Here is a 23,938-nt window from a genome sequence, read left to right as displayed (position 1 = left end):
CGACGCGTAAAAAGCATCCAGGTCCGCGTGAAGGATGGTGGCTGCGACTGCCATCTCAACCCGTTGATCCCCGACCTGACCGAAACCGCTCGTCCCCGAACGCCATAGTTGACAATAGAACAAAATCGGAACATGCTGAAATCGAGTCAACCCGGCATTTGTCGTCGCGACCGCTGGCGCCGCGAACGAGGCCAGACGTCAACGAGCGTTGCCAATTCTTCGCGCGTGCGCGTGGCCCGCGCGAGGGAGCCTGCCGGCACGTCCTTCAGTGGGCTCCTCCCGATCGACGCTGATCTCGGCTCGCGGGATATCAAAGCCGGATGCCGGTCGTTGCCGAAGAAATCAGCGCGAGGCGGGTTGGCAGATCGCTCGACCTGAATGATGGCATTGTCTGTCGAAGACGCGCACGGCGACACGCAGCCCTCGCATCTTGCCGAACCAACCCGCTGATGGGCCGGCCTGCTTTGACGAACGGGCTTTTTCGGGTAGATATCCTGGAATGACCGACCACTCTCATCAGGTGGACTTCCAGGCCGCGGCCTACCTTTACAAATGGCCTTCTCTCAGCAATTCCAGGCGAGAGGATCGCGCGCCCTATATGGTCGTCAACGGAACGCTCGACCAATGCATTCGGGATTTCATGGGCAAGCCCGAGAAGACGCGCCATCTCTACGAGATCCGGACCAAATCGCAGCCTCCCCTCGTCCCCGACGTGCTGTCGCCCGAGCACGTGATCGAGCTCTCCAGGCTTCGAGAGTTTCTCTGAGGCGCTCCGGCGGACGTGGCGTCTCGCTCGCGGGCGGACTTATCCGTCTGTTGTACGCCTGGAGCCGGATTGTTTGCCCCTCAGGGAGCCGTTACACTCGACACTTGCTTGACTCTCTGACTGTACCGGCATGACTGACCTCCACTGAGGCTTGCGCGCCGCCCGCACCGGAGAGAAACGGCTGCAGACCGGCTGATGGGGCATCGAGAGGCGCCGCCGCATGAGATTCAATCTGGCGATCTTGAGCGTGCTGGCCGCAAGACCCGAGCAGCGGATCGCGATTGAAGAGGTCAGCCGCGAAGTCAAGCGCATGATCGCAGCGGGCGATGAAGCAACGCAGTTCAAGCGCTCGTCCGAGCTTGGCGATGCCGATGTCTTCCAATCCGGATGGGCATCGATCAACGACGCAGGCCTGCAGATCACGGATTCAGGCCTCTCACTTTGGCATTCGCTCGAAGCCTCTCGCATCGAAAGACTCAATGAACGGGAAGCGGAGCGATTGGACGCCGTTGCGGCCGACACGCGCCACCCGCTTGCGGACACCCCCAACGACCAATCCGATGATATCGATCTCGAGCTCCCCGGCATGACAAGCGAAGACCGCGACGATCGCCCGCCATCCGGCGCAGGCCGTTCGACCGCCGCTCCCGAGATACCCATGAGAGACTCACCGATCGTCATTGAGCCTGCATTCGGCTCCGTTCAAGCCGAGAGCCGAATGGCTTCTCGGCTGTCCGGTCTGATCCGCCTCCTCGACACCGGCATGCCCAAATTCGCTACCGCGCGGCGTCGGCGTCCTGCCGAGGACGTGCCGGATCGGAGGACAGGCAACGGAGCCGGATTGACAGGGCTGGCCGTCGCATGTCTCAGCCTGATCTCGGTCGTTGCGTGTGTTGCCGCAGCGATCGCACTCGGTCAGATCACTTCGCTGAAGTCAGACGACGCCGCGCTGCGCCGGGAGCTCATCCTGCTACGGGAACGCCTCGCAAGGCTCGAACAGGACGCCGCGAAACGCGAGGCGGCCCAGCAGGACGAAGCGCAAGACAAGGCCGAGGCCGAAAGGAAGGCTGCTGACGCCGGCAGCGAACAGCCCGCGCTCAACCTGTCGCGAGAAGAGATCCAATTGATAAGAGAGTACATCAAGGCCGCGCCCTCGGCCGGCGCGGCTGCAACGCCGATCAACGTCGGCGATCCCATCACCGGCGGAATGATCCCGCTGCCATCATCGCTGACGGAGAAGGTGCCGCGGCTCGTCGGCGCGCGATTTGCCACCCGCGGCGGCGCCATCATCATCAGCACACGAAACAGCCGCCGCATCGATGCCGTGCTGATGCCGAACTAGCAGAACAACTTAGACACGCGCGGGCCGCGTCTATTCCTGCCGAAACGAGCGGTTAAAACAACCTCATCAGAGTCGGGCAGCGTACCCAACTGCGTATGCCGGGCAAATGGTATCCTAACAATTCGAGCCACTTAAGACCCTCGTTTCGCTAAAATACCCTCATTTGTTGCATTTTGACCAAACTACAGTTTTTCATGGCTTCAGTAACTCTATCTAAGGTAGTATCATGGCTCATGCGCCCCCCTGATGCGAAGATAGACTTTTCAGTTGGCCTTGCTGTTAATGACCTTCGCCCTCGCCTCGCGATCAAGCTGTTTCTGCGCCTTCAGCCAAAACAAGCGACGCAACGCAAGATCCATGACGATGTCCAAGCGCTCCTCGACCGCAAGGTCTTCCATGGTCTTCTCGGGGGCGAGAATTCCCGCAGCCGCTGGAAGATATACGTTGGGATTCCGGCGCTGACAGAATCTGACGGGGCAGGATGCCGTTCGGTTATCGGATGGAAAGCGGTTCGGAGAGATCGAGTCTGAAGTGGAAGAGACCGGTGAGCAAGAAAGCGGAAAAGAACGAAAAAGTCGGCTATCGAAACCCGCCGGTAGGGACCCGCTTTAAAAAGGGGCAGTCCGGCAAGCCGACGAGAGGCTCTGAAACGAGCCGATGCCAGGTTCACAAGTGAACAACCACGGCGTGTTACTGCGCATTTGCTAAACTCAGTGAGCAGCAGAGTGACCGTGACCGCCTTCGATCTTTCGTGTGGGCTGGTCGCGGAGCGGCAGCCGGAAAACATCGAGAGCGGCTATGAGCCGATACTGCAATATGGTCTGAAGCATCAAAGCGCAGAAAGCGATCGACTTCAGCTATTCGACAAAGGGAACATGCGCCTGAACCGCGATGCGAGGCCTCGAAGAGACATCCGGGCCAATCGTTGATGGTCTAGCACCAATTGCTGATGGTGCTCAGCCAATTGATGATAGCTTTTGGCCAACCGTTCATAGTTATCGACTAATCCTTGATGGTCTCCGACCAGTTTGGTGTACACGGGAAAAATTTGTGTCTGCAGATATCTGCCCCGCGACAAAAGCTCCAACCCGCGCGTGCTCACAGCCAATTCCACGGCGTCAAGCGCGTCCATTGGACGATCATGTGCGATGCCGATGCGCTGCGCCTCGTCGTCGACCACAGTGTCAAATCGATCGATCATTGCCTTGAAAGTCCAAGCAGAGGACCGAGCAACCTCGTCAAATGCCCGATCGATGATCGATTGTGCCCGGGCGCGGTCTCGAATGACTGATACGACCTCGGCCATGTTGCTGTGGTCCCGGTTGAGCGGAACATAGTGATCCCAGGGCTTAACCGCGCCCGAATACTCCCCTTCATACAGGATCATAAGCGTGCGAAGCGCAGCCGCTTCGAAAATTCGTGGGGAAATGACGTGGATGACGATCTTCCCGTCGTCGGCTCCCAAGAACTTATGCCTGACGACGTCACCTGGGACATCGGGGTTTTCTGCGCAAAAACGCTCGACCTGAACCTGAGCATCCCCTGCAAAATCAATGAAGCTAACTCCGCTTTCCGTGCCCAAGACGGCTTTGGAGCTGGCCACGAACTCAACCCAGGAATTGCCGTAAATCCGAGATGTCTCGCTGGTGTCGATATCGCAGACCAGACCGTAATCGGTCGCATCGGCCGCAAACCGCTCGGCAATCTGCCATTTTTCTTCAGCGAAGTATCCATACCAAGGCGGCGACTTTCGTGCCCGATAGGAAACATCGAGCGGGCGCTCGGAATATTTCGGCACATCGAGGGACAACAGATGCTCTGGTACAAATCCAGTCAGAGTGTGCTCAAATCGAACGCCGTCAAAATATGCGTCGCGATAGATCTTTCGGGTAACCTCCCGATTCGTGACAGTGAAGATCACGCCGATCTTCAGGTCAGCCAACGCTGCGTTCTGACGATCGATGATCCTGTACTCGTCTTGAATGAAAGCAACTTTGATGCCCTTGAAGAGTCTGATTTTCTCGCGAAGGAGATTTGGGATGAAGCTTTCCATCGAGATCACGATGGAATAATGAAGCACTAGGCAGTCATAGACATCCAGGTTCGCTTCCAGCGCTTCAAATGCTGCAGAATCAACAATTGTATAGGCGTTCCGGCTATACTGACGAAATGCCCGTATGTGGTCCAAGACTGTATTTGTCTTCAGTGCTGGTGCGGCGCATAAAATTAGAATATTGCGGCGTCTAGATTGCATAATATGCTAATTGCTTGGTTGTATTTCTTTGTTGTCGCAATCAAGCGTATAGTACGGATGCACCTCGAACGTCAATGCTCGGCCTCGCTATTTATTCTTATTCAACAGGCAAGTATTGCGGGCTTCTGAGTAATTCTACAATCCGCTGCTAGACGTCGATCATCATCCATTGAGTTGTGATGGCCACTAGCGAATAGAGGACGCGCTCAAGAACGACCGCACCAAACCCGAAATCCTCACTCCAGCCTGATGCGTGCCCGGCCTACTCACGAAACGACACCCAACCGGCTCAAGCGCGGCGTGAAGCGCAGCGCGACCTCCTCACCGGTCTCGATCGATTCATAGAGAGCCGAGATCAGCTCCAGGCTCTTGCGGCCCTCGAGCCCGTCGACCAGCGCGGCGCGCTGGTTCTCCAGGCAATCGACCACATGATGATAGTAGGCCTGATGGCCGAAGCCGTAAACATTGGGCGGGTTGACCGAGAACTTCTCCACGACGTCCTTGTCCGACGGCAGCTCGTCGACAAAGCGCCAGTGCCGGATCTGGTTGACCGCGAAACCGGAAATCTCGACCGTGCCCTTTTCACCGAGGATCGACAGCGAGCCCTCGAGATCGGTCGGACGCGCCGCGGTGGTTGCCTCGATGATGCCGAGCGCGCCGTTGCGGAACTTCAGCGTTGCGACGGCCGTGTCCTCGGTTTCGATCTTGGCCAACGCCGTCGTCGCGCGCGCATGCACGCTCACGACGTCGCCGAAGAACCACTCCAGCATGTCGACGTGGTGGCTCGCCTGATTGGTCAGCACACCGCCGTCATAGGCCCAGGTGCCGCGCCAATTGTCCTGATCGTAATAGGCCTGGTCGCGGCACCAGCGCACCCGGACCGTCCCCAGGATGAGCTTGCCGAAGCGGCCGGCATCGAGCGCCTCGCGCGCCTTGACCACCGGCACGTTGAAGCGGTTCTGCTTGACGATGAACATCTTGACGCCGGCCTGATCGCAGGCGCGGATCATGTCGTCCGCGTCCTGCAGACGCAGCGCCATCGGCTTCTCGACCACGACGTGCTTGCCTGCCTTGGCACAAGCGATCACATGCGCGGGATGCAGCCCGCTCGGCGTCAGCACGGCAACCGCGTCGATATCCTTGCGTGCCAGGAATTCGTCCACGTCATAATGGGCCGCAACGGCGAACTTCCCGGCAACGGCATCAGCGCGCGCGCGGATCGGATCGCACACCGCAACCAGGCTCGCTCCCGTGATGTGATTGCCACCCAGGAGATCGGAATGACGCTTGGCGATACGCCCGCACCCGAGCAGGCCAAATCTGATCATGCAACAGGCCTTGTCTTGTCTCGCGGCCGACCGTTGCAGCCAGCCGAACAGCCGAGGGAACAAGCGGCCTTGCAAGCCGCACGGTAATGTCCATTACCCAGAAAACTTGGGATTAGGCAAGGCCGTGCGAGAGTCTAGCAGTACTGTCAGCAGACGACTTCTGATCATCCTCGCCCTCACCGATTGCGGCTAGAACCGCGGGCTAGCTAAGATCGGACTCTTGCCGTCATGACAGTAAAACTGGCGATTGCCGCTTGCGCTAATCTGGAAAAATTGAAGCGCCGCGATGCGCGACGGTTTCCTGCCGAACAGAAACCAGCGCCCTAGGGGATCGCTTGCTTTCGGCGCACCTTTGGCCCAGCGAAGCGAAATCACCACTTAAATAAGATTAGGATCCCGACGAGGGCGAAAAGCGGCAAAAAACTGAGCAGCAGCGACGTCCAAAAATACAACTCTCTTCGCGCAGTCGCACGCCCACTCATCGGCTTACTCCATCCTAGACAACGTTGCATACCGGGCCATGCCGAACAACAACGAATGTAAATCCCGTAGAAATACGGCAGGAGGGAAGGTGGCGCCGCCAAGGCGCTCGTCCATCGAGGGATGAACGCGCCTTTAGAACAATGATCCACGGTATATCCATCGATCTTTCCAACTGCTATATCGGTTGTTGATCCTGATCGCAACAACCATTGGCCTTTTGTATGATGACTTCGCTCATCTTCGCCGCCGCCGCAATTCTGCTCCTAGCGCTATGCGTCCCGATGGCGTACCGGATGGGCTTTCGCGAAGGCCGAGAGCAGGGATTTTCGGAGTCGTTTAAGCTGTACGGCGGCATAAGGCGCACCCCCGACAACGCGTGGTCGAGCAAGCAAGAGCATGACAGTAGTGTCGCCTAAATTAAGCTCCGATGCGCGCGTTGCGATCGGATCGACGATTTTTGCATTGGCGTCGAGTGCATCTCTCTATCTACTTCCCCAACTTCCGATCGACCCGCATCTGCGTGGCACCTTCCGCCTTTGGCAAGGAAATGCGTATGTGATCGTTGTCAAATACACGGAGGGCCCACTAACAGATGCTCGGCTGTACGAAGACGGCAAGCCTCTCGGTCCGTCAAACAGCGATCCTCAAGAGATTTGGACGAAAGGCTCTGGCCGGTTCAGGCTTTATCGAGATCCTACTGATTATCTCGCGCCGATCTTGATGTTTTCCTCAAGCGACAATACTGATCCGAACACGAACGGCAGGAAATATCGCCTCGAGTGACAACGCAGCGTTACGCTCAGCCATTCCTCGCAGTTTCTCTACAAGTACCTGTTGGGAGAGTTACTAAAAATGAAAACTTTGTCGTTTCGCAAGTTTATCTTCGCAATGGACGCATTTTGACATTTGGCCTTTTATCGTGAGCAAGAGGATGCGGTCCACGCTAAACGAGTAATTTTATGCTATGTCATGCCTTTTGATCAAGAATGGCTCAGTCACCCTGGCGCGATGACTATCAGCCGAATCTTATAGTACTAGACGGCGGTGAGTGAGAATGAACGATCGGATCACTCAGCTAAAGCTGAGTTGGCCCCAGGCCAAAATTGCCCTGTTCGCTTACGCCCACATCGTGGTTTGGTGCGTTTCGCTGTACTTCGTCACGGCCATCGATTCATTTCCGGGTATCACCAGTGTCGACAAGACACACGTGGCAGCTGCTATTTTGAATGTGCTGGCGTTCAGCCTCGTCGTCATCCTGTTCGCGGTCGCACGCTTTAGCTTTGGCTATCTCGTTGGCTTCTTCTACATGATGATCCTGGGATATCTCTGGCTGATCGAATTCTCGCTGCTTGAGTACGATCACCGCCTGGCGCTTGCATCGATCGTGCTTTCAGGATTTGCATTCCTCGCCCCCGCGCTGTTCATCACCACGCCTGTGTGACAGATCGTCGTCATGCCGGCCCGCGCCTTTCACATGATGCCTTCCGTTATCCTGATCGCCTCAGCCGCTTGTACGAGGACGACAAACCGCTTGGGCCGGCAAACTGCGAGGCGATCGACATCGCCGAGAAAGGCAATGGTCGCTTCAGGCTTTATCGCGACCCCGTCGACTACCTCGCACCGATCCTGATCTTCTCGACCAGCGACAACACCGATCCGAACACCAATGGTCGGAAGTATCGGCTGAAGTGAGGGCCAAGGTAACCCTTTGCCTGACGAATACCGACTGATAACCTGCGTTGTTGACGTCATCGAGCAAAATTGCAGGACTGCGTTTATGACAATTTCCACACGGACCATTCTGATCGCGGCGGTCATCTTCAATGTCATCGCGATTGGATTATCAGAGGTGCAACGCAGAGAACTTGGCAGACAAAGTGTCGAAGCTACGCTGGAATTGCGCAGAATAGAGCAGCAGCGGCTCGAACAGCAGACGGTCGAACTCGACCGCACTTACAAACTGATTGCCGAGATCAACAATCGAGTGAACAATGTCGAAATCCAGATGCAATCCGGGCCAATGCAGGCTCAAGTTTACGACGTAGACAAACGGGTGCAAGCCATCCAGATGAAGATTGAAGCATTGAACGCTGGCAAATAGTGCCAGGGGCAAAAAGTCCAGACAGGAACAGGCAAGGCTCGGGCTGTTGACTGTCAGGCGCGCGAGACGGCCGGAGAAGCGCCGTTCAGCTCTGATCCCGAATACCGTTTGTTGCGGAGCAGCCAAAACGCATCAGAGTTTGAAATGGATGTCGACGAAGCTGTAACGATCCAGCACTCCGACGGCGCGAAGCTTCTTTCAATCGCTGGCCTCACCGTCAATCGCGACCTCGTGGCTCGCCCCTAGCCTTGACACCTCATTGGTCGCCGCGGAACCAGAGCGAGAACTTCTGCTGCTCGCCCAAGCCAACATACTGCACATCGACCGCGAACGCATCGCCGCTCACCCACGCGCCCTTGACCGCGCGCGATTCCTGACGCCGACTTGCTCTTGCGATAGAGTCTGTCGAGGCCGATCGGTCCGCGCATCTGGATCTCGGGATTGTGCGTATGAATCTGTCTGGCATAGCCCTGCCTATCCGTGAACGACAGCGAAAAGGATCTAACATCGAGGCGTTGTCGGCGAACCGGCAGGTGGTGCCTGAAACTACCGACGCGATCAGCCGGGCCTCTGTCAATCGGTCGTCTCTGACCGCATCGGCGAGCAGGCGCGCCGTGTCAGGATTGGCCCGCATCGGTGGTTTAGATTTGACCGCGCCGGAGAGGCGCAGCGCATTCCTGACCTGTCTCGACGCAAGGAGCGCATTCTGACAAATTTGGCCTTCTACCGTGAGCAAGAGGTTGCGGTGGGCGCTAGATGAATTCGGTGCCGTGTCATGTCCGTGGGGCCGAGAATAGCCCAGTCCGCCTGGCGGTCGGCCTCGTGCACGCCCAGTTGTCCGCGCTGGGTTGCGGCCTGATCATTGTTCGGCAATCGCCTGTCATCAGGCTTGCCGCCGCGATTTGTGCTGCGATCCGCCGGGGTTCTCCCGCACGTTCTCCTCAACGTACCGCTTTCAACGGCCTTGCTGACGAGCGGCACCGGTCCGCTTTCCTGCTCTGGTACATCACACCGCGGTCGGCCTTCGAGCAGACAGCAGCGTCGACGACCGCTGTGGGCGAACATCTACAAACGACAGGCGCAGGCTAGCGCGGCGCTCCGAACCGGTCTTACCACGCGGACAATTGCAAATCCTGTAAAGAACGGCAGTAGAGAAGCTTGGCACGAGGGCGCTCGCCCGTCGAAGGGATAAGCGGGTCCTCTTAGAACAATGATCGAAGGTATATCCAAAGACCTTCCTAACTGCTATATCGGTTGCAAGTCTCGATCGCAGCAACCATTGGCCTTCTGCATGGTGACTCCGTTTTTCTGGTGCGCAGGCCCATATCGCCCTAGAGTTGATACGAGTCCGACAGCGCCAGCTCCCCGCCTTAGCGGAAGGCCATCCGGCGCGGACTCGATGAGTACGGCATGTCCAGCTACTTCGTCGACGGGCACTACATCCTAAGGAGAAGACAGCCTTGTGAAGCAAGCGCGGTAATAAGGAGCTTCCACTGGCGGCCAGGTATGCGACGCCGGAACAAATTCGCGCGGAAACCGGAACCAACCTACACTTTTGATGGTTAATCACGCCGTCCACAATCGGGGAAATCCTTATGACCGACCCTTCAACGGTTACCGATGCACGCCCGCGATGGGGACGCCCGTTGCTCGTGGCCCTACTCGTCGTCGTCGCCGCCGGTGCGCTTTGGATGAGCTACGGCAGCGGAACAAGGTCTACCACCTCGCAAGAACATGCTTTGGCAGCGCGTCCTCCGGACCCGGCGATTGAGGAGCTTAAGCAGAGCTTGTCGTCGCTCCAACAGGCCGTGCAAGGAATTCAAGCCGATCAACAAAAACTGTCTGCTCAGGTCGGCGATATCCAGCAGAAGACGTCAGCACAACAGGGCGAGCAAAAGCTATTGTCCGACCAGTTGGGAGCGATCAGTGCGCGAGTCAACCTATTGGAATCGGCAAGGGCCGAAAGCCCCGCTCCAACACAGCAGACCTCACCAGCCCCACAAGGGGCTAAACGTACCAAACGATAGCGACCACTCGACAGTCAACTTCGGCTGAGCTGTTTGATGCGTCTGCTTCTGTCCCGCGCGACTCCCGCTCATTTTCTGAAATCAGTCGTATTTTTGCTAGCGTTGTTGCGATTGGCTTCGATTTGTCGATCTGACGCCATGCCCCATTTTCCCCTCGCCGGTCACTTCCTCGCTCAGGTCGACACCGGCATCACAGTTTCAGCGACAAAGGAGCAAAAATGTCACGTTGTCGATCCGGGGTTTAAGGTCGTCAAGTTTAGTCCCGCCAATCGCCGCCACCTTAACGGCGCGCTCTCGCAACGACCTAGCTAGGCCGCAACACTTCCACTCGCAGAAATCAACAAATCCGCCGGAATATGGAAACGTTCGCGCAGACGCTTGACCATCGTCATGCTCAATTCGCGCTTGCCTGACATGACCTCACTGACGCGACTCGCAGTGCCCAGAAGCGGCGCAAGATCAGCACGCGTCAAACCATGTTGCTCCACCAGGTAGATCAGCAAATCGGGCAATGGCGGCGCTTTGCGCGGCCAGCGCGTGCGTTCATACGCCTCGATAAGGCGAGCCTGTGCTACCATGCGCGCACGATCGGCAGCTTCGTTCGATTGCATCAGCCTGCTGACAAACGCCTTGGCCGCCTCATAATCGGCTCGGTTCTGGATAATGATCAAAGTCGCCTTCATCAGACCGCCTCCGCGTCCACCTTGTCATAGTCTTCGTGACTGCCGAAAAAGCGGATCATCAATACGCCATCACGATATTGAACCAGGGCGATCAGGCGGTAGTCGTTGGCCTTGATGTTAAACACCACGCGTCCGCCTTTCAGGATGCTCGCCTTGGGATGCGATTGCTTCACCTGTTGCGGCGTCCGCCAGTCCGAAGCCTCCGCAATCGCCAGCCATGCCCTGTATTGCGCGCGCGCCGCATCGATGCCCCGATGACCCGAGCGTTCGGCAAAATAGCGCTCAACGATGTCCGTGCCGATCACCAGCATTGACGGATACTATCGCGGATTTCCCAGAAATGGAAGACGGCATTTCCATTTTTGGGAAAATCATTCAAGAGGATGTTATTCGACGTGGGGTCCCAACGCCGATCGGCGTCCGAAGTGCTTGGGAGCTTATTCACAATCACAAACCACCCGGATCGAGACCACCACGGGCCACATCCACCTCACCACCCTGCTCGCTTATGCCTCCCGTCAATGACGTTTTCTGTCTAAGGTAGCGTATCGGCTCGCGAGCTTTCTAATTGGCCTTGCCGTTAACAACCTTCGCCTTCGCCGCGCGATCGAGCTGTTTCTGCGCCCTCACCCAAAACAACCGACGCAATGCACGATCTATGGCAGCATCCAACCGCTCCTCGACCGCAAGATCTTCTATCGTTCTGTCGGCGGCAAGAAACTCCGCGGCGGCCGGAAGATATCCATTGGGATCGGGGCGGCGCTCGCGAATTCGAGGCATCAGAACGTTATCGACTTCCATTTTTAAAGCAATGATCCAGAGTTCAGTAGTCTCAAAGCTGTCTTCGCGAACGTTTGCGTTGAGATGGTCTCGGCATTCGATTGACAAGAACGAAATTCCCAATCTCAAGAATCTTACGTCAGACTCGCGGTGGAGGTGCGAGCTGAAGTGAAGCAGGCGCTCGTAGTCCTCGCGCGGATAGCTGCGCTTCTCTGTGAGAGCATCCTTCATAACCTCGAGCTCATTCTCCAGGAGGACTTGCGGCGGCCTTTCGTTGAACACCCGATTCTGCACCTTGTCGAGGGCGACTGCCGTATCCAGCTTCCGCTTTGCGCGGACGCGCTGCTTGCGCCATTGGCAAAGAATGATGGTTTCCACACAATCAACTTCGATTGGGCCCTCGGGGCGCCATTCTTGCCAGATCGCGCGGCTGAGTTCCTGGAATGCGTCCGGGTCCTCCCATGGCAACAGCTCAACGGAAGAGTAAGCCCCGTGCTTGAGTGCGTTCGGCTTGCGCGGGCGCCTCGCCGGCACGCTCTCATTGTTCTTCTTTTCGGGCAGCATCGCTCGGTATCCTCGGTTGACTTGAGAACATCGGGTGTCCGTTGCGATTCAGTTTCCGGGAGCGGCAAAACGCAGCGCGAGAATGGAAGAATGGAACGCGAGGAGACAAACCCAACCTAGATCCCTAAGACACTCAAGGCCCGATCTGCCAGCGGAAAGCACGGGTCTATCCACAGCAATTTGCGATTCGAACGGTGCCGTCTGAACAGGCCGCGTAGAGGGGGATCGAATTCTGCGGCGACAGTCCGCACAAGCTCACCGGCCAGACCGCCGACCTGCCGGACTGGCCATGTGTGCGAGGCAGCGCGTGTCGCTGGCGGACAGAACTATGGGTTATGAAGAAGACAGGCAGACAACTGGCCCCGGCTTTGCTCGGCCTTCTTCTTTGGGATGGTCGAACAGCACAACGCCGCCCGTTTAAAATACATGCGAACGGCGCTGGCATTAGCCCCAGGATGGTCATGTAAAATCCTGACGACCATAAGTCTGCTGGGGCGTCCAAAAAGTTTCATAGCCCAGAATGGATAGCCCTCCTCGGTATGCTCCGGTACCCGAAGGAGCAGCGGAAAACGTCGGGGGCCGGTCTAAGATCGAGCAACTAAGTTGCTCTGGTCTCAGCGCGTACCCCTCGCTGGAGCCGTTTCTTTGGCGGATTTTCTGGATGAGAGCTATAGAGCAAATCATCGCCGGCTATGTGTCGTTGAATGATCGCCAAGCGCTAGAAGAGGTCAGGGACCATCGCCAACGGCTGTTGGATGACGTTCGAACGCGACAGGTCCCTGGTTTCAAGCTGTCGGTCCTGGAGGACATTCTCCGCGAGGAGATCGAACTCGTCGAAGCAGCACTGGCTCGCTTCGATGATGATGGGACAGTTTCCACGAGCGACAAACTCGAGAAAATCGAGACCGAAGCTGCGGTTCCCGTCGTTGGCGACGATGACACAAAGGATGCCGAGCCATCCGAGCCTGAGGTAGAGGAAGGGCCTATTCGATAGGCTGAGAAGCCGCCTAGCCCTCCAAGCGCCGACCAAATTGCGTCTGCGAGTAGCCATGCGCGCCCAATAGCGGTGGTAATGACTACGGTGACATAGGCGAGTTGACGCCGGCGAGAGGGCATGATCACCGGGACAGTTGCTTGCTCATGGAGTCGGTGAGCATCTGCTTTATGTGTTCGGCCTGATCCTTCGTCAGCTTCTCGGCGAAGCGGCCATCTTTTTCTAACTGCGCTGGCCCCTTGAGTTCTCGATCATAAACCATCCAGTCAGTGCTTCCTCTCCGAACGAGGAATCGTGCCTTTGGAGGCGCCGTGTCCTTCAATGATACCTCCAAATTGGTCGACCTCGGTCTCAAAAAAACACAGCCGGCGACAGGTTATTCCTAAGCTGGGACACTGAAATTTCCAGCACCACCTAAACTGCAAAGTCTATGCCGCCACCATACCGGCGATCCTCATGCTGCGCGGAGGACACATGAGGGGCAGGCAGCTTTATCGCGTCAGCCCGAAACTCCCTTGCTGAAGTTGACGACCTCGCTCCAGTGCAGACGAGTAGGCGCCGTCGCCTTCAGTCGCACGGGCTCTCGACGGCGTCAGGCAGCGCTTAGAGTGGCTGGACGCTATTGGCAAGGCTGCGGGGATGCGCAGCGTTCCGCCGCAGGGCGAAGCAACGCGGATGCCGATCGAACGACCTGGCTTTACTGGCTCCGGAACGGCCTCGGCGCGCGGGGGCACCTGGCCGGTCGGTCGAAAGGTTGATCGCAGCCCGTTCTGGAGCCGAAAAATAAATGGCCGCAGCCAATCGGCCTGCGGCCCACCGGAAATATCAATTGCTGATGAAATGTGCCTGCCCGGTGTCCCGACACTACAGCATGGGCGCAACGAGATTTGGATCCCGTGAATCTACGGATTCGAACCGAAACCAGGATTTTCATACGTTACCCCGCCCTCTCAGCCGACGGTCCTTGCGCAAACCTAGGAGGGTGAGACTCACGTGGGGTAGGGCCGCAGCGGGCGAGATGTGGCGTCCCCGTCAACTGGCGGATGAACGGCTTCGGCGAGAGCGGCTTCCGCCGGGATGATCGAGCCGGAACAGCCGAGACGCCGAAGCCACCAGCATCAGAAGAAGTGCGCGATTGGCTTGGTATCTTGCGGCGCTCCGGCCGCCTTCCGATCCATGCATGACGACACGGCCGTCAGTCGTGCATAGGTACCACCTGTACGCCCGGCCGCGTTTTGTGAGGCGGATCTCAAAAAGCGGAAGTTGGTCCGGCATCGCTATCGTCTCTCTCTGCTTCTCCAAGCAGGTTCAATTGTTAATGAAAAACGTTTTGAAACTACAAACGATCAGGAATAACTTCTTATGGTCGGAGCTCCTATGCTGCAAAGAATGCGAGTGAGCGGCGATCGGCTAAGGCCGCCTCAAGCCTCAACTTCAGATCGATGCGATAAACCAGAGCACCGTGCGCACCAATTCGAGCCGCGCCAGAATGTCGTCCGCGTCCACCAAGATTGCGCTCTTCATCGATGGCCCCAATCTTTACGCCACCGCCAAGGCGCTTGGGTTCGACATTGACTACAAGCGCCTCCTGAGTGAATTCCAGGGCCGCGGCACGCTGCTGCGCGCCTTCTACTACACGGCCATCATCGAGGACGAGGAATTCTCCTCGATCCGGCCGCTGGTCGACTGGCTCGATTACAACGGGTACACCGTCGTCACCAAGGCGATCAAGGAGTACGTTGACGCCTTCGGACGCCGCAAGGTCAAGGGCGACATGCACATCGAGCTCGCAGTCGACGCCATGGAATTCGCCGGACGGATCGACGACATGGTCCTGTTTTCCGGCGATGGCGATTTCCGCTCGCTGGTCGAGTCGGTGCAGCGCCGCGGCGTCCGCGTCACGGTGGTCTCCAGCATCGCCAGCCAGCCGCCGATGATCGCCGACGAACTCCGCCGCCAGGCGGATATCTTCACCGACCTGACGGAGCTGCGGGCCAAGGTGGGCCGGGACCCATCCGAACGCCCGCCCCCGCGCGAACGCGGCGAACTGCGCCCATCGCAGTTCGTGCAGGCGCTCCCGCCACACGACCACACGGGGACGTCGACGAATTCATTGGCTGATGATGTGGCAGCGCCGGCCGCACAGACCGTACTTGCGATCACTAGGCCGCGCCGCTATCGGTCAGGCATGCCGCCCGGCCCTGTTTCCCGGAAATGAACCGCCGGGGTGAGCGCGCCCAGCTGTTTGACTAGTTGCACGGCCAGCAACGATGCCACAGTCGTCGGCAGGCAGCCCCGCCAAGACATGGATCCCTCAGGTCGCGACGCCACCCACCTGGCAACGGCTTCTCAGAGCAGCACAAGGGCCGCCGCCACCCTCTCGAAAACTTCCAGAAGAGCTAGTCTAGAGGGCCACGCTCGGAAGTCCCGGCCGGTAAGGCTACGGTTTCGGTGCGAGTTATCGGTCCAGACTGCCGACCCGACGTCCCTAGCCCCTTTTTGGACCTTAAACGATGTCCGACCTCAGTCCGCAAAGCGCACGTCCGCCGCCCACGCTGAATCTAATAGGTTCACGCCTAGTGCTTTTCCCTGCCCGTGCGCCGAGGCTTTTCGTCATCGAATAAAGCCTTCAACGATACTCCGAGGGCTTTCGTAATGTGCCACAACGTCACAACCGTTGGATTGCGCTGACCTAACTCTAAACCGCTGACGTAAGCCCGATCGACGCCCATTCGGTCCGCGAGCGCGGCTTGAGTGAGGCCGGCAGCAATACGCAGCCGCTTTACGCTTCGCCCAACCATGAGTCGCACGTCGTCCGCCATGGACATAATCCGACAGGACGTGCAATAAATTGCGACGCATTATAATGCTCGCGTGCCACCTCTGCCCGCAGCGGCCGAATTGAACCAAATCCTCGCAAAGGCCAAGCATGGACGAAGGACCTATTAGAGCGGACCAGATCAAGGCGTACCTTGCTCTGCTCCATGGTTCGCTCGGTGGATCGCGAGCGCCGGTTTCGCCTACCAAGTTACGGGAATTCTACGACTGCCAAAATTATACGGGAATGGTCAAACTGATCAGGGACGGAATGAGGCTCGACCTGCGTGTTCGTGTCGCGTTGGTCAATCGTGGCGGGCCCGATCGCACACCAGCCTGGATCGAGCGCCCGGATCCATTTCCTAGAAACGGAACGCCCGAGTTCAAACAAGCCGTTGTTACTGTTTTCTTGCGAAAGTCATTTTTGCTCAAATATAAGTTCGAGCACGTTGTTATGGCTATCGCGCACGAGCTTTCGCACGTTGTGCTCTTCCGAATCAGACACCCGCTCGAAGAGGTCGAGATGGCCGTCGATCTGACCGCGATGTTGTTGGGTTATAGCGAATTCTATTTTAATGGGTTCGAGCTTCTTCACACCGAGCGTCGCGGCAGCTTGGGATACCTGACCGGCAACGAAATACGGTATGCCGCCGGCGTTCTAGGAAGACCGATCGAGAAACCGGCCGACGCTGTCCGGGTCAAGAACAAACTCATCTCGACGTTAAGGAGCATTTGTACCATCGCCGTGGCAGCCCTCGTCGCGATTGGACTCATTTGGGCTGGCTCAAGTCTGTTCGACCGTCCCGTGCTCGAGGAACGGCCGCCAATTCGAAAGGGAGCCAGACTCAGCGCCGGCCAAATTAGATACTGTCTGTCTGAGGACATCCGCATCTCTGGAGCTAGATCAATGTTGAATCGATATCAGCCCTCGGCGGTTGATCGTTTCAGTGGGATGGTGACGGACTTCAACGACCGATGCGGGGATTTTCGATATAGCGCTGGCGAGCTGCACACTGTCAGATCCGAGGTCGAAGCTATCAGGGAGCTTCTTTGGGCCGCAGGGGTTAGGGCGTTCAGCAGCAGTGATAACCTGAATGGCCACTAGCTTAAGGATTTCAGTTGGCGCTCTCTTAGTTGGGGCGACTGTCCTTTGGCTATCGAGCCGAACGGACCAACCTCTGAATGAAGGAATAAAATTGGGCTGGAATGAACTGGTCTCATGCTCTGACATGACGTCGTTGGACGGCACCCAACGAATGACTCTCTCCGAGGACCAAGTCGTCAGCCTTCGCGACGAGCGGGGTCCCAAATCTAGCAAAAGCGGCTTGTGGTTCTATGACCAATCATCAAAACGCTACTCTGTAACGCTGCTCGGCCAAACCTCAAACTATTCTATTGTCGCCCCGAGGGGTACCGGCACCTGCATGCTCATCAAAGGCGATCTTGAAGCGGCCGACCTTGGAGGAAGCTGGTTCTCATCGTCAACAGATGATTATGACGATCCGCGTGAAGATGATCACGGCGCACGTTAGCATTTGACTCGCGATGGCGATTTTTCGCGCAATATCGTTCCCTACATTGTGTCGATCTCTCATCCAGGCCGCTCATTCAGGTCGTAGAGCATCTTTGTGGCCTCGCATAGCCATCGGCGGGTGGTAGCCATCTCCTGGGTGTAGCGGCCGGTTTGTAGTTGCCGTTCCTTTCTCCCGCTGGGCCTCCACTGCCGGCTGCGCCTGTGCATTCGGCACCGCCGCCGCCCGGTGACCGGCGCCGCCCTGCATGGCGCACCTGATCTTGTTCCTTGTTCTAGCTCCGCAGCGAAAAAGGAGGCAGATGCGAGCAGGATCGGATACGAGGCGGTGAGGCTGCTTGGGCCGCAATAAACGCCACCGAACGTCTGCCCATTAGTCTGCAACCTACCGATCAGGTTGGACCAGTTCGACCGAGCGGGTTGGAACGTAGCCGGCCGCCTCGGGTCCGAAAAACGTTGCGGTTGCCCATGCGTCCCGCTGACACACCACTAACAAATTGAAAGCGGCGAAACAGATGAACGAACCGCTGGTGTAGCGGCTTATCGCGATCGTCCGCTGCTCGGCGATCAACTGTCAAACTACCCGCAGCGCGGGATACCTAAGCGCCAGATTTGGCGTGCAACCACGCGACCCTAGCGGAAACTCGAGTCCAGCTTCTCGATCAACTGCGAGGCGTTGGAATTATCAATCCCGCGAGCTGCGGCCCCTCACGGCACCCCTGCCCCGCGCCGACAGTCGCGCCCCCAAAAGTCTAGCCTTTCCGTTCCCCGAGTTTTGGCTTTCGAAGGCGCACGCCTGGTCCGCCGCCGTTTTCAGGGATGAATTGGACTCCGGCTTTTTCGAGCGCCTCCTGCATTTTCCGAATCGCCTCTTCCGACACAGCTCGCCGCTGCCTTTCAAAATCAACGACCGTTGAGAGGCCGAGGCTGGCGATCGACGCCAACTGAGGCTGGGTCATATCGAGCAGCGCCCTTCCTCCACGGCACTGAGCAGGGGAAATGGGTTTCAACATTTTATGTTGACGGTCCTAGTGCGATCGTATATCAACATATTATGTTGATGGCTTATATACACGTGGAGAATGCAATGATTCCCAATCAAAAATCTCACATTACTTTTAAGACGGATCGTCGTCGTTTCGTAGGCGGATCCGACGCCCGCATTATCATGGGGACTGATGAAGCCGCTTTGGTCCGTCTCTGGCATGAGAAGCGGGGCGAAGCCGAGCCGGCGGATTTTTCAGCCAACTTGATCGTACAACTCGGCACCGTAACTGAGCAGCTTAACCGGCACTGGTACGAGAAGAATACCGGCCAAGTCGTAACTCAGGTGCAGCGGCGGGTCTTTCATCCGGTCAAGCGCTGGATGGCGGCAACCCTCGACGGCATGGTGGAGGCCACCGGCGCCGTATTCGAGGCCAAGTTCATGCTGCCTTGGTCGTTTTCAGAAGAAGCGGCCGCAGAAAAACACATGGCACAGTTGCAGCACAATATGTGGGTTACCGCGTCTAGGACGGCGGTCCTGTCAATCATTACCGGTGGCGGCAAATGGGTCGAGATCATCATTCCCGCCGACCCGCTTTACCAACACTTGCTGCTGACGGCGGAAAAGAAATTCTGGCGCTGCGTCGAAACCGGCGAGACCCCTCAGCTGTTCGGCATTGAACCCCCGCGACCTCGGATTGAGGCGGTTCGAACAGTCGATATGAGCGCCTCCAATGCCTGGGGCGAGTTTGCCGGGGCCTTTCATCGGACGCGCTCCGCTCATCTCGAGCACGATATGGCAAAATCTGAGCTGAAGAAGTTGATGCCAGAAGACGCAAAAGAAGCGACGGGACACGGGCTTAGGGCCACACGTTCGAAATCCGGTTCAATCAGCTTTCATGTTATTCAGGAGGCCGGTCATGCAACAGTCTAGCGAAACGATCGGCGCGATCGCCGGCGCACTGGCCAAGGCCCAACTCGAACTTTCCAACCCCGAAAAGGCGCTGACTGCGACCATCCCTGCAGTCTTTCCGCGCGAAGAGGCACGCAGCTTCAGATACGCCTCTCTGGCGAGCGGACTGGATCTGGTCCGCAAGTGCCTAGGGAGCCACGAGATCGCAACCGTTCAAACGACAGGGATCGACCAAGCGACGGGCCTTGTCCGTTTGACGACGCTGCTGGCACATTCGTCCGGAGAATGGATGTCCTCGGAATGGCCGGTGTGTCCCATCAGCGAAATCAATGCTCCACACCGGATGGGATCTGCCCTCACCTATGCCCGGCGATACGCTCTCTTCGCCCTAGTCGGTATCGCGGGCGAGGACGACTTGGATGCGCCGGACGCCACAGCGGCCCCGCCGCCTCCCGACTTTCGGGCCGGCAATCGGCCCGACGTCAAGGGAAACAAAGGCGCTGCGCAGCGGCCTCCGCTACTCAGCCTGGATCAATCAGCCCAACTGAGGGAGCAGATGTTGGCGGAGCTCGATTGCTTAACGAGTGAGAACGATCTACTCGCCTGGGCCCAAGTCGGACTACCCAGGAAGAACACCCTGTTGATGGCAGATGCCCGCATCCTTGAGTCCGCCTACCTTGAGAAGCTGGCGGCCGTGCAGGTGCTTCCTGACATAAACGATGGCTTGAAACCGGATGCGCCCGTCGAAGACACCTCAAGCGATGCGACGGCTAATCTTGCATTTCCCAAAGAGCCCGCGCGCAAGCGCAGCAAGGCCCACTTGCTGTTTGTCCGAGAACAGCCTTGCCTCGTTTGCCGGCAAAATCCGTGCGATGCCCACCATTTGAAGTTCGCTCAACCTAGGGCTCTCGGCCGCAAGGTCAGCGACGAGTTCACCGTTCCGTTGTGCCGCGCCCATCACCACGAGTTGCATCGACAGGGCAACGAAAGGGCCTGGTGGGCGAACCTGACGATCGAGCCATTGCAGGTGGCGCATGACTTGTGGGCGGCAAGTCCGATCCACGGCCCGCTCGCGGCCGTTGTCACCGCAGCCGCTCCCTCACGCCTGGGGTCGGAGGCTTCCCCACCATGAACGGGCCATTCCAAACCGCGCGATGGGCGGTCCGCACGGCATTTACCTATCGCGGTTGTGACTTCTTGCCGACGACCCACCTCACGATTGGGCAGCCCACCAAGAGAGCTGACTGACGCGACGACTCCAGCCATTCCTGCGAGTGTGGTGCCGAAATCCTGATCGAAATAAAATGGACGTCGGTCATAGACCAAGATGACACTGAGCGCGCAGCAAAGGGCCGTTGATAATCGAGAGACTTGTCCTTCCAGATTCCTGAGACGCTCGTCGAGTTTGTCGTTATCCACCGTCCTCCCCCCATTGGTTCGGGCTTTATCGGCTTCTATGCCGAGCCCACTCCGGACGTCCTGCCATTTTGGCCCGCCTATCAGATGGTCTGCCAGTGCAAAATCGCTACTTGGTGCCGTCCGGAATGCGGTTGGAATTCGGCTTGGCCCCGTGGGTCGGTCAAAATCCCCCGGGTATGGTCACTTGAAACTCCCCCACCCGATAATCGCCGTCAGCGCCGCTGAACAGCGGTAGCCGATCAGGCAGGACGTTTATTTTCGGTCCCTTTAGCCAGCAAGGGGCCGGGGAGTTGAACGTCTTGAAGCCACACCTGCAAAGCACGGTATTTACGCTACTCGATCGCAATGCCAGCCAGCGCGAGATCCACAGGCTGACGGGGGGTCGATCGCAAGACGATCCGGCGTTACCGGGCGCTGCGGGCTGGTGCGGAGGCAAATTCCCCCGGGGAAGTGACCACCGGCCCGGTGAGCGTGGACGGCCAAATTCCTCCACCCCGACCACCGGCTTCTGGGGCATCGGGAGCAACGGTCACCAGCAGCCTGGCCCGTTCGGCTTGCGAACCGCATCGGACGTGGATCGAAGAACAGGTCCGCCTGAAGCGGAATGCGCAGGCGATTTACCAGGACCTGGTCGATCAATTTGGCTTTCCGTCCAGCTACCAGAGCGTCAAGCGGTTTGTGCGCACGTTGCGACACAGCGATCCCGAGCAGTTTGATCGCCTTGAGTTCCTCCCCGGCGAGGAGGCCCAGGTCGACTATGGCGAGGGCGCTCTGACGATTGATCCCAGGAGCGGCCGGTACCGCCGTCCCCGCCTGTTCGTGATGACGCTGCGCTACTCGCGGCGCAGCTTCCGGCGGGTGGTCTGGCAGTCCAGCCAACAAGTCTGGGCGCAGCTCCACGAAGAGGCGTTCCGGTATTTTGGCGGGGTCCCCAGCTATGTCGTGCTCGACAATCTGAAGGAAGGCGTCCTCAAGCCGGATTTGTACGAGCCCGAGCTCAACCCGATTTACAGCGCGATGCTGGCTCATTACGCCGTGGTCGCCGATCCCGCGCGGGTGGCCGATCCCAATCGGAAAGGATGCGTCGAGAGTGCGATTCAACATACCCAGGGCACCGCGCTGGCTGGACGGCGCTTCGAGACACTGGAAGCCCAGAACGAGTTCTTGAGGCATTGGGAGGAGAATTGGGCTTCCAGGCGCATCCACGGCAGCACGCGCCGTCAGGTCGAGGCCATGTTCCAGGAGGAGAAGCCGCACCTGCGGCCGCTGCCTGTCGCGCCCTTCCGCATCTTCACCGAGGTCGTTCGGACCGTCTGCGACGACACCACCGTGCGCGTCGACAACAGCTATTACGCCGCGCGGCCTGCACCCATCGGCAGCCAGGTCGTTGTGCGGATCTACGCCTCCATGATCGAGATCCGTGATCGCCACACCCATGCGCTGCTGCGTGTTCATCCCCGGATGACGCACCCCGGTTCTGTCGTCCTGCCGACCAGCGAACGGCCGTTCAATCCGTCGCGGCAAACCACCGTACTGCTGGCGAGCGCCGAGCGCATCGGGCCGCAGACCAGGGCGTTGTGCCAGCAGGTGTTCGACACCGAGGGGCGCCCCGGACAGCGCGCGATGTGGGGCATTGTCGGGCTGAGCCGGAAGTATCCGGCACGGCTGGTCGAGCAGGCCTGTGCGCACGCCGTCGAGAACCGCATCTACCGTTACAAGCACGTGCGTGCGACCGTCGAGCGGTTGTTCGAACAGGCGATCGCGCAGGTTGGAGCGACGCCACAGCCGGCATCGCCGCTCACCCAGGATCATCCGCTGATCCGCGCTCCAGCCGAATACGGCGATCTCTTCAGCCGTGCCGTGCGGCACGATGCCGGCGCCAATGGCCGGCAGGCCGAGGCTCACGATGACCGCGCCCCTGCAACCCGCGCTCGTGGCGCCTGCGCAACCCCGGCCAGCTCCGGCGCCACGAGCGCTCCCGCGGCTTCTCACCTCAAACTGGAGACCAAACCACATGATGACCATGCCGGAAATTGAGCGTTGCCTGCGACAGCTGCGCCTGTCAGGCGTCCGCGACACGCTGCAGACGCGCGTGCTGCAGGCGCAGGGCGCAAACCAACCCTTCCTCGAGACCTTCTCGTTGATCTTGCAGGACGAACTGGATCGCCGCCAGTCCCGTCTTATCGAGCGGCGATACCAGCAATCCGGGCTCGACGAAAAGCTGACGCTCGCCGAGTTCGACTGGTCCTTCAATCCCAAATTGCCGCGCCAAACCTGCTTCCAGCTCCACACCCTGGCGTTCATTGCCGCTGGCGAGAACGCGCTGCTTGTCGGCAAACCTGGCACCGGGAAGTCCTACATCGCCAAGGCGATTGCCTATCAGGCGATCCTGCAAAGCCACAAGGTCCAGTATCTTGAGACCGACGACTTCTTCCATCGCTACGCCATGAACTCCCCGGCACAACGCGACGTCCGGCTGCGAGCCATCATCGACTGCGATCTTCTCGTGCTGGACGATCTGTTCCTCGCACGCGCCATCCCTGACGACGCCGGCGCATTGCTGCAGACCCTGATCCATCAACGCTACAAACTCCACCGCAGCGTCATCGTCACCTCCAATCGCGTCGTGCAGGACTGGGGAGCATACCTGGGGGATAACACCATGAGCACGACGATCCTCGATCGCCTGATGCATCATTGCCATCTGCTTGAGTTCGACGGACGCAGCTATCGGCTCAAAGAGGCCGCTGAAACTCTTGCCCGGGAAACAAAGGCAAACTAACAATCACCATGTCCTGCCTCGCGGGTGGAGGAATTTGACTGACCACACCCGGAGGAATTTGAAGTGACCCGCGGGGGCTTGGCGAATTCTCCGGGTAACATGAAGTTATCGTTTCAGGCGGCAAGGTCAATTGGCTGATCGATGGGTTTTGTGGCGAGGGTTTGCCATCC

Annotated in this window: 23 protein-coding genes and 1 pseudogene; 15 read left to right on the top strand and 9 right to left on the bottom strand. The window is 58.3% G+C overall.

Annotated features, from left to right (window positions below; translation table 11 throughout):
• Positions 1-499: 499 nt before the first annotated feature.
• Together ABIB78_RS37460 and ABIB78_RS37455 are read left to right on the top strand one after the other, a co-directional pair.
• Positions 500-766 carry a hypothetical protein gene (locus tag ABIB78_RS37460; protein ID WP_429034086.1) on the top strand — a complete coding sequence of 89 codons (267 nt, stop codon included), beginning with the start codon at positions 500-502 and terminating at the stop codon, positions 764-766.
• Positions 767-986: 220 nt separating this feature from the next.
• Positions 987-2,108: a hypothetical protein gene (locus ABIB78_RS37455; RefSeq protein WP_429034085.1), complete on the top strand. Its 1,122-nt coding sequence runs from the start codon at positions 987-989 to the stop codon at positions 2,106-2,108.
• A 263-nt stretch (positions 2,109-2,371) separates the two neighbouring features.
• Here the strand turns inward: ABIB78_RS37455 and ABIB78_RS37450 are convergent, their stop codons facing one another.
• The 3 genes from ABIB78_RS37450 to ABIB78_RS37440 all read right to left on the bottom strand — a co-directional run bounded on the left by ABIB78_RS37450 (position 2,372) and on the right by ABIB78_RS37440 (position 5,690).
• Complete coding sequence (locus ABIB78_RS37450) at positions 2,372-2,506, bottom strand: hypothetical protein (RefSeq protein ID WP_429034084.1); 135 nt, start codon at positions 2,504-2,506, stop codon at positions 2,372-2,374.
• Positions 2,507-2,961: 455 nt separating this feature from the next.
• A complete protein-coding gene (locus ABIB78_RS37445; protein ID WP_429034083.1) occupies positions 2,962-4,296 on the bottom strand; it encodes a hypothetical protein in 1,335 nt (444 codons plus the stop codon).
• Positions 4,297-4,628: 332 nt separating this feature from the next.
• Entirely contained in the window at positions 4,629-5,690 is a 1,062-nt protein-coding gene (locus ABIB78_RS37440; RefSeq protein WP_429034082.1) for a Gfo/Idh/MocA family protein, read from the bottom strand.
• 879 nt (positions 5,691-6,569) lie between these two features.
• Here ABIB78_RS37440 and ABIB78_RS37435 point away from each other — a divergent pair.
• From ABIB78_RS37435 to ABIB78_RS37415, 5 genes are all read left to right on the top strand, one after another.
• Positions 6,570-6,956, top strand: a complete 387-nt coding sequence (locus ABIB78_RS37435) for a hypothetical protein (protein ID WP_429034081.1) — start codon at positions 6,570-6,572, stop codon at positions 6,954-6,956.
• A 271-nt stretch (positions 6,957-7,227) separates the two neighbouring features.
• Positions 7,228-7,614, top strand: a complete 387-nt coding sequence (locus ABIB78_RS37430; protein ID WP_429034080.1) for a hypothetical protein — start codon at positions 7,228-7,230, stop codon at positions 7,612-7,614.
• A 68-nt stretch (positions 7,615-7,682) separates the two neighbouring features.
• Positions 7,683-7,865 carry a hypothetical protein gene (locus ABIB78_RS37425; protein WP_429034079.1) on the top strand — a complete coding sequence of 61 codons (183 nt, stop codon included), beginning with the start codon at positions 7,683-7,685 and terminating at the stop codon, positions 7,863-7,865.
• 85 nt (positions 7,866-7,950) lie between these two features.
• On the top strand, positions 7,951-8,274 hold the full coding sequence (locus tag ABIB78_RS37420) for a hypothetical protein (RefSeq protein ID WP_429034078.1): 324 nt from the start codon (positions 7,951-7,953) through the stop codon (positions 8,272-8,274).
• A 1,595-nt stretch (positions 8,275-9,869) separates the two neighbouring features.
• Positions 9,870-10,301, top strand: coding sequence for a hypothetical protein (locus ABIB78_RS37415; protein WP_429034077.1), 432 nt, complete (start codon positions 9,870-9,872; stop codon positions 10,299-10,301).
• A gap of 308 nt (positions 10,302-10,609) precedes the next feature.
• On the opposite strand, the gene ABIB78_RS37410 is transcribed toward ABIB78_RS37415, so the two are convergent.
• From ABIB78_RS37410 to ABIB78_RS37400, 3 genes are all read right to left on the bottom strand, one after another.
• On the bottom strand, positions 10,610-10,984 hold the full coding sequence (locus tag ABIB78_RS37410) for a helix-turn-helix domain-containing protein (protein ID WP_429034076.1): 375 nt from the start codon (positions 10,982-10,984) through the stop codon (positions 10,610-10,612).
• Positions 10,984-11,295, bottom strand: coding sequence for a type II toxin-antitoxin system HigB family toxin (locus tag ABIB78_RS37405; protein WP_429034075.1), 312 nt, complete (start codon positions 11,293-11,295; stop codon positions 10,984-10,986). The genes ABIB78_RS37410 and ABIB78_RS37405 overlap by 1 nt, the downstream gene beginning before the upstream one ends.
• 253 nt (positions 11,296-11,548) lie before the next feature.
• Positions 11,549-12,328 carry a hypothetical protein gene (locus ABIB78_RS37400; RefSeq protein WP_429034074.1) on the bottom strand — a complete coding sequence of 260 codons (780 nt, stop codon included), beginning with the start codon at positions 12,326-12,328 and terminating at the stop codon, positions 11,549-11,551.
• A gap of 661 nt (positions 12,329-12,989) precedes the next feature.
• Here ABIB78_RS37400 and ABIB78_RS37395 point away from each other — a divergent pair.
• Positions 12,990-13,322, top strand: coding sequence for a hypothetical protein (locus tag ABIB78_RS37395; RefSeq protein ID WP_429034073.1), 333 nt, complete (start codon positions 12,990-12,992; stop codon positions 13,320-13,322).
• A 124-nt stretch (positions 13,323-13,446) separates the two neighbouring features.
• Here the strand turns inward: ABIB78_RS37395 and ABIB78_RS37390 are convergent, their stop codons facing one another.
• Positions 13,447-13,644: a hypothetical protein gene (locus ABIB78_RS37390; protein WP_429034072.1), complete on the bottom strand. Its 198-nt coding sequence runs from the start codon at positions 13,642-13,644 to the stop codon at positions 13,447-13,449.
• 1,167 nt (positions 13,645-14,811) lie between these two features.
• Between ABIB78_RS37390 and ABIB78_RS37385 the strand changes: the two genes are divergently transcribed.
• Positions 14,812-15,540, top strand: coding sequence for an NYN domain-containing protein (locus ABIB78_RS37385; RefSeq protein ID WP_429034071.1), 729 nt, complete (start codon positions 14,812-14,814; stop codon positions 15,538-15,540).
• 358 nt (positions 15,541-15,898) lie between these two features.
• Here ABIB78_RS37385 and ABIB78_RS37380 read toward each other — a convergent pair whose 3' ends face one another.
• A complete protein-coding gene (locus tag ABIB78_RS37380; protein WP_429034070.1) occupies positions 15,899-16,144 on the bottom strand; it encodes a helix-turn-helix domain-containing protein in 246 nt (81 codons plus the stop codon).
• A 242-nt stretch (positions 16,145-16,386) separates the two neighbouring features.
• On the opposite strand from ABIB78_RS37380, the gene ABIB78_RS37375 reads away from it, so the two are divergent.
• Positions 16,387-17,244, top strand: a complete 858-nt coding sequence (locus ABIB78_RS37375) for a hypothetical protein (protein WP_429034069.1) — start codon at positions 16,387-16,389, stop codon at positions 17,242-17,244.
• A gap of 91 nt (positions 17,245-17,335) precedes the next feature.
• Positions 17,336-17,671 carry a hypothetical protein gene (locus ABIB78_RS37370; RefSeq protein WP_429034068.1) on the top strand — a complete coding sequence of 112 codons (336 nt, stop codon included), beginning with the start codon at positions 17,336-17,338 and terminating at the stop codon, positions 17,669-17,671.
• Positions 17,672-18,422: 751 nt separating this feature from the next.
• Here ABIB78_RS37370 and ABIB78_RS37365 read toward each other — a convergent pair.
• Positions 18,423-18,683: an XRE family transcriptional regulator gene (locus ABIB78_RS37365; RefSeq protein WP_429034067.1), complete on the bottom strand. Its 261-nt coding sequence runs from the start codon at positions 18,681-18,683 to the stop codon at positions 18,423-18,425.
• Positions 18,684-18,757: 74 nt separating this feature from the next.
• Between ABIB78_RS37365 and ABIB78_RS37360 the strand changes: the two genes are divergently transcribed.
• The 4 genes and pseudogenes from ABIB78_RS37360 to istB all read left to right on the top strand — a co-directional run bounded on the left by ABIB78_RS37360 (position 18,758) and on the right by istB (position 23,768).
• A complete protein-coding gene (locus ABIB78_RS37360; RefSeq protein ID WP_429034066.1) occupies positions 18,758-19,588 on the top strand; it encodes a YqaJ viral recombinase family protein in 831 nt (276 codons plus the stop codon).
• Positions 19,575-20,699 carry an ERF family protein gene (locus ABIB78_RS37355; protein WP_429034065.1) on the top strand — a complete coding sequence of 375 codons (1,125 nt, stop codon included), beginning with the start codon at positions 19,575-19,577 and terminating at the stop codon, positions 20,697-20,699. Before ABIB78_RS37360 ends, ABIB78_RS37355 begins: the two co-directional genes overlap by 14 nt.
• A gap of 541 nt (positions 20,700-21,240) precedes the next feature.
• Positions 21,241-23,023: pseudogene (gene istA / locus ABIB78_RS37350) on the top strand (IS21 family transposase).
• Positions 23,001-23,768, top strand: a complete 768-nt coding sequence (gene istB / locus ABIB78_RS37345; protein ID WP_429034064.1) for an IS21-like element IS1631 family helper ATPase IstB — start codon at positions 23,001-23,003, stop codon at positions 23,766-23,768. Before istA ends, istB begins: the two are co-directional and overlap by 23 nt.
• Positions 23,769-23,938 lie beyond the last annotated feature (170 nt).

The organism is Bradyrhizobium sp. I1.14.4 (assembly GCF_050435825.1).
Classification (GTDB): Bacteria; Pseudomonadota; Alphaproteobacteria; order Rhizobiales; family Xanthobacteraceae; genus Bradyrhizobium.
This window is presented reverse-complemented; position numbering and strand designations above follow the sequence as displayed.